Source organism: Dietzia sp. B19, assembly GCF_014145155.1.
In the GTDB taxonomy this organism is placed as follows: Bacteria; Actinomycetota; Actinomycetes; order Mycobacteriales; family Mycobacteriaceae; genus Dietzia; species Dietzia natronolimnaea.
In genome coordinates, this window is sequence record NZ_JAALED010000381.1 from 1 (window position 1) to 4,907 (window position 4,907).

Below are 4,907 nucleotides of genomic sequence, written 5' to 3' on the forward strand. Positions count from 1 at the left end.
GGGCCATGCCGTAGGTGGCCAGGATCGAGCCGGTGAAGATCCACGCGTCCGCCCACGGGCCCCACGACCCGAGCTCGGAGAAGATCCAGCCGAAGACCAGCGTGCCGACGATCATCCCTGCGACGAGCCCCGCCCGCTGCCGGCCCGTGGCCCAGTGCGGATGGACCGCGACGGCCTCGACCCCCGCCTGCCCGGGCAGGGCCGCGCTGATCCGACGGTCCCGCGACCAGCGCCACCAGCCGTAGAGCCCGACGGCGAGGAACATGACCTGCCGTCCGGCCTGACCGTAGAGGTCGACGTCCTGCGGGGTGTGGAAGACGCCGCCGAGGAAGACGGTGAGCAGCGTGAGGTTGCCGACGATCCCCACCGGCCAGGCCCACACCACGCGGCGCATCCCGCCGATCGCGGCGGCCAGGCCGAAGACATTGCCGATGATCTCGCGCCACAGGATCGGCACTCCGCCGATCATCAACTGCGCGTCGAGGAATGAGACGAGAAGGCTCATCGTGTGCCCCTTTCACGGGCTCAACACAGACGGCCCAGGGCTTATGCCGCATCGCCCACGGTTCCACGGCCGGGCCGCGGTCCCTCGGGGACACGTTGTTCTCTTCCATCCGGACTATGACCGTCGGCCCCGGGATCACACCGGGTCTGCTGACCCCCGCGCATGCGGCCTGGCCGGACTCGATGTCCGGCCCGCCGCGTGTGCGGGGCGCTCGCGGGCTCGCCCCCGGCTATGGAGCCGGTGGCATCACCGCCGGTGGGGAATTTCACCCCGCCCTGAGAACGTGTTCCCGTTCTACTCCCACCGAGTGCGACGCCGCAACTACCGCACCCCGGGAGGCGCGATGAGTCACTCCGTCAACCCGCCGGCGTCGCGCTGCCGGGAAGCACACCGTCGAGAAGAGCGTTCCGCGCATTCTCACTCGGCCGATGGGTGCGGAACGCTCTTCTCGATGCGGGGCGGGTGCTGGTGGCCCGCGCCCCGCGTCCGCGGGTCGGCCCAGGTCAGCCGCCGGGCAGCCCGGGCCAGCTTCAGGTCAGCCGCGGGTCAGCCGATCGTCAGTTGGCCGTTCGCCTCGGTCACCGGGACCACGTCGAGCGGCCGAGGGGCCGGCGCGAGGGTGTTGCTGCCGTCAGTCGCGTCGTACTCGGCGCCGTGGAGCGGACACCGAAGGTGCAGGTCGCGGACCACCTGGACGGTCCCACCCTGATGGGTGCAGCGGGCCGAGTACGCGACGAACTCACCCTGTGTGGGCTGCGCGACGATGACCGTCGCGTCCCCCGACTTAACCTGCTTGGCGGTCCCGACGGGCACGTCCGCGGCGGGGATCGAGGTGGCCTGCACCTCGGTCGTCTGCTGCACGGTGGACGGCGGCTCCGCCGGCTCGGTCATCCCGCACGCCGAGGCGATCCCCGGCAGCAGGATGATCCCGGGCAGGGCGGCCAGGACGGTGCGGCGCTGCGTGCACGGTCCGACGGAGACGGATGCGGCGGCGGGGTGCTCGGTCATGTGGTCCATCGTATCGGGCGGCGACGGCGGACCTAGGCTGACGACATGACCGTCCGCCGTCTCGAGCCCCACGCCACCACGATCTTCGCCGAGGTCACCCAACTCGCCGTGCGGTTCGAGGCCGTCAACCTGGGGCAGGGCTTCCCCGACACCGACGGCCCCGCGTCGATGATCGACGCCGCCGTGCGTGCCATGCGCGAGGGCCACAACCAGTACCCACCCGGGACGGGGGTGCCCGAACTCCGGCACGCGATCGTCGCCCACGAGACCGGCCACACGGGTCTGGTCCACGACCCGGACACCGAGGTCCTGGTCACCGTCGGCGCCACCGAGGCGATCGCCGGTGCCGTGCTGGGCCTGGTGGAGCCCGAGGACGAGGTGGTGGTGATCGAGCCGTACTACGACTCCTACGCCGCCACCGTGGCGATGGCCGGGGCCACCAGGCGCGCGGCGAGGATGGTCCGCTCGGGCGACCGCTTCCGCCTCGACGTGGACTCACTGAGGGCGGCGTTCTCCCCGCGGACGCGGGCAGTGCTGGTCAACTCGCCGCACAACCCCACCGGAGCGGTGCTGCCGCGGGAGGACCTCGAGCAGATCGCGGCGTTGTGCCACGAGTTCGACGCGATCGCGATCTCGGACGAGGTCTACGAACACCTGACCTACGACGACAACGAGCACGTCTCGATCGCCACCCTGCCGGGGATGGCCGAGCGCACCCTGCGGATCTCGAGCGCCGGCAAGATGCTCAACTGCACCGGCTGGAAGATCGGATGGGTGACCGGGCCGGCCGGGCTGATCGCGGGCGTCCGGGCCGCCAAGCAGTACATGAGTTACACCGCCGGCACACCGCTGCAGCTCGCCGTCGCGCACGCCCTGCGTCACGAGGACGCGTGGATCCGGGCGCTACGGGCGCAGATGCAGGACCGGCGGGACCAGCTGGTGGACATCCTCACGGGCGTCGGGCTGGACCTCGCCGTCACCCAGGGGACCTACTTCCTCACGGCGGATCCGCGTCCGCTCGGCGTCACCGACGCGGCGTCCTGGTGCCTGGAGCTGCCCGGACGGATCGGCGTGGCGGCGGTGCCGTTCGCGCCGTTCACCGACACGTACTCCGACGAGTGGTCGCACCTGGTGCGGTTCGCGTTCTGCAAGCGGCCCGAGGTCCTCGACGAGGCCGGCCGCCGGCTCCGCGCGCTCGCCGACCGGTAAGAAACGGAGCGCGCTCCGGACCGACTCGCGCGAGCGTCTCGCAGGCCCTACGGTGGTTGCCTGGCGCGCCGGGCGGCGCGCCCGTGCGTCGACGAGGAGTACCCGAGTGTCCCACTACCGCAGCAACCCGCGTGACCTGGAGTTCGTCCTGTTCGAGGTGTTGGGGCTCGACGAGATCCTCGATCGGGACGACACGGAGCTCGACGGCGAGACGGTGCGCACCATGTTGCGGGAGGCCGCCGCCCTGGCGGAGGGGCCCGTGGCGGCCTCGTTCTCCGCCGCCGACCGGAACCCGCCGACGTTCGACCCCGAGACCCACGAGGTCACGCTCCCGCCGGAGTACGTGGCCTCGGTCCGCGCCTGGCAGGACGGTGGGTGGGGTCTGGTCGGAGTGGATCCCGCGGTCGGCGGCGTCGCGGCGCCGCGCATGGTCACGTGGGCGATCACGGAGTTCCTCCTGGGGGCCAACCCGTCGATCTTCATGTACCTGTCCGGACCGCTGTTCGCCGAGATCATGCACACCATCGGCAATGAGCAGCAGCAGAAATGGGCCGCCCGGATCATCGACCGCAACCACGGTTCGTCCATGATGCTCACCGAGGCCGAGGTGGGCTCGGACGTGGGCGCCGTTCGCGCCAAGGCGATCGAGCAGCCCGACGGCACCTGGCACATCGAGGGCGCCAAGCGGTTCATCACCGGCGCCGACTCCGGCGACCTGTTCGAGAACATCTGGCACCAGGTGCTCGCCCGGCCCGAGGGCGCGGGCCCCGGAACCAAGGGCCTGAGCTACTTCCTGGTCCCCAAGTACCTGCCGGACCCCGAGACCGCGGCGCCCGGTGAGCGCAACGGCGTGTACGTGACCGGGATCGAGAAGAAGATGGGGCTCACCGCCTCCGCGACGTGCGAGGTGGCGTTCGGCGCACACGGCCGGCCCGCCGTCGGCTTCCTCGCCGGGGACTCCCACCTGGGAATCAAGCAGATGTTCAAGACCATCGAGGCCGCTCGGATGATGGTGGGGACCAAGGCGATCTCCACCCTGTCCACGGGCTACCTCAACGCGCTGGAGTTCGCCCGGGAGCGCGTGCAGGGCAACGACATGGCCGACGCCGGGAAGCCCGACGCCGGGAAGGTCACCGTCATCCACCACCCCGACGTGCGCCGGTCGCTGCTCACCCAGAAGGCGTACGCGGAGGGACTGCGCGCGGTGTACCTCTATGCGGCCGCCCACCAGGACATCGTGGCCGCGGAGGTCGTCTCGGGCGCCGGCCCGGAACTGGCGCACACCGTCAACGACCTGCTGCTCCCGATCGTCAAGGGCGTGGGGTCCGAGCGCTCCTACCAGTGCCTGGCGGAGTCGCTGCAGTGCTTCGGCGGCTCGGGATATCTGAAGGACTACCCCCTCGAGCAGTACATCCGCGACGCCAAGATCGACTCCCTGTACGAGGGCACCACCGCGATCCAGGCGCAGGACTTCTTCTTCCGGAAGATCGCCCGCGACCGCGGCACCGCCATCGGCCACGTCTCGGCGCAGATCAAGAAGTTCCTCGAGGCCGACGGGCCCGCGGAGCTGGCCGCCGAGCGCGAGGTCCTGGCCACCGCGCTCGCCGACGTCGAGGCGATGGTCGGCACCTGCTTCGACCACCTCCTCGCCTCGCAGGAGGATCCCAAGCACCTCTACACCATCGGTCTGGCCTCGGTCCGTCTGCTCATGGCGTTCGGCGACCTCATGATGGGCTGGCGACTGCTCGTCGGCGCAGAGGTCGCCCTCGGGGCACTGGACGGTGCGTCGGACGCCGACAAGGGCTTCTACAACGGCAAGATCGCCGCCGCCAAGTGGTTCGCGAACAACGAGCTCCCGCTGATCACCGCCACCCGCGGGATCGTCGCCGGCCTCGGCAGCGAGCTCATGGAGCTGGACGAGGCCGCGTTCTGATCCACCGCTGACCACGCCCCGCGTTCCCCGGGGGTTGTGCATCGTGTTCGGTCCCGACACGCCGCACGACCCCCGGGGATCCGTGCATTTCGGGTGCATCACCGGATCCGCGGCGGTGCGGTGCGGTGCAGCGGTGGCCAGCGGCGCGGCGGTGCTGTGCGGCGGTGCTGTGCGGTGCGGCGGGACTGGTCAGTTGCCGGGCAGGACCGGTATCCGGAACTCCGGCAGACCCGGGATCCGTATCGCGTCGTC

At 70.9% G+C, this 4,907-nt stretch carries 4 protein-coding genes and 1 riboswitch; of the genes, 2 read left to right on the forward strand and 2 right to left on the reverse strand.

Translation table 11 applies throughout. The annotated features are described in order from the left end of the window. The coding region (locus G6020_RS11225) for a nicotinamide mononucleotide transporter (protein ID WP_182610688.1) at nucleotides 1-505 on the reverse strand (505 nt) is incomplete at its 3' end. Between the two features lie 93 nt (nucleotides 506-598). After that, a riboswitch (FMN riboswitch) is annotated at nucleotides 599-792 on the reverse strand. Between the two features lie 259 nt (nucleotides 793-1,051). Next, entirely contained in the window at nucleotides 1,052-1,513 is a 462-nt protein-coding gene (locus G6020_RS11230) for a Rieske (2Fe-2S) protein (RefSeq protein WP_179523662.1), read from the reverse strand. Between the two features lie 45 nt (nucleotides 1,514-1,558). On the opposite strand from G6020_RS11230, the gene G6020_RS11235 reads away from it, so the two are divergent. Then, complete coding sequence (locus G6020_RS11235; RefSeq protein WP_182610689.1) at nucleotides 1,559-2,722, forward strand: pyridoxal phosphate-dependent aminotransferase; 1,164 nt, start codon at nucleotides 1,559-1,561, stop codon at nucleotides 2,720-2,722. A 106-nt stretch (nucleotides 2,723-2,828) separates the two neighbouring features. Then, nucleotides 2,829-4,655 (forward strand): acyl-CoA dehydrogenase C-terminal domain-containing protein, encoded by a 1,827-nt coding sequence (locus G6020_RS11240; protein ID WP_182610690.1) that lies wholly within the window; start codon nucleotides 2,829-2,831, stop codon nucleotides 4,653-4,655. The last annotated feature ends 252 nt before the right edge of the window (nucleotides 4,656-4,907 follow it).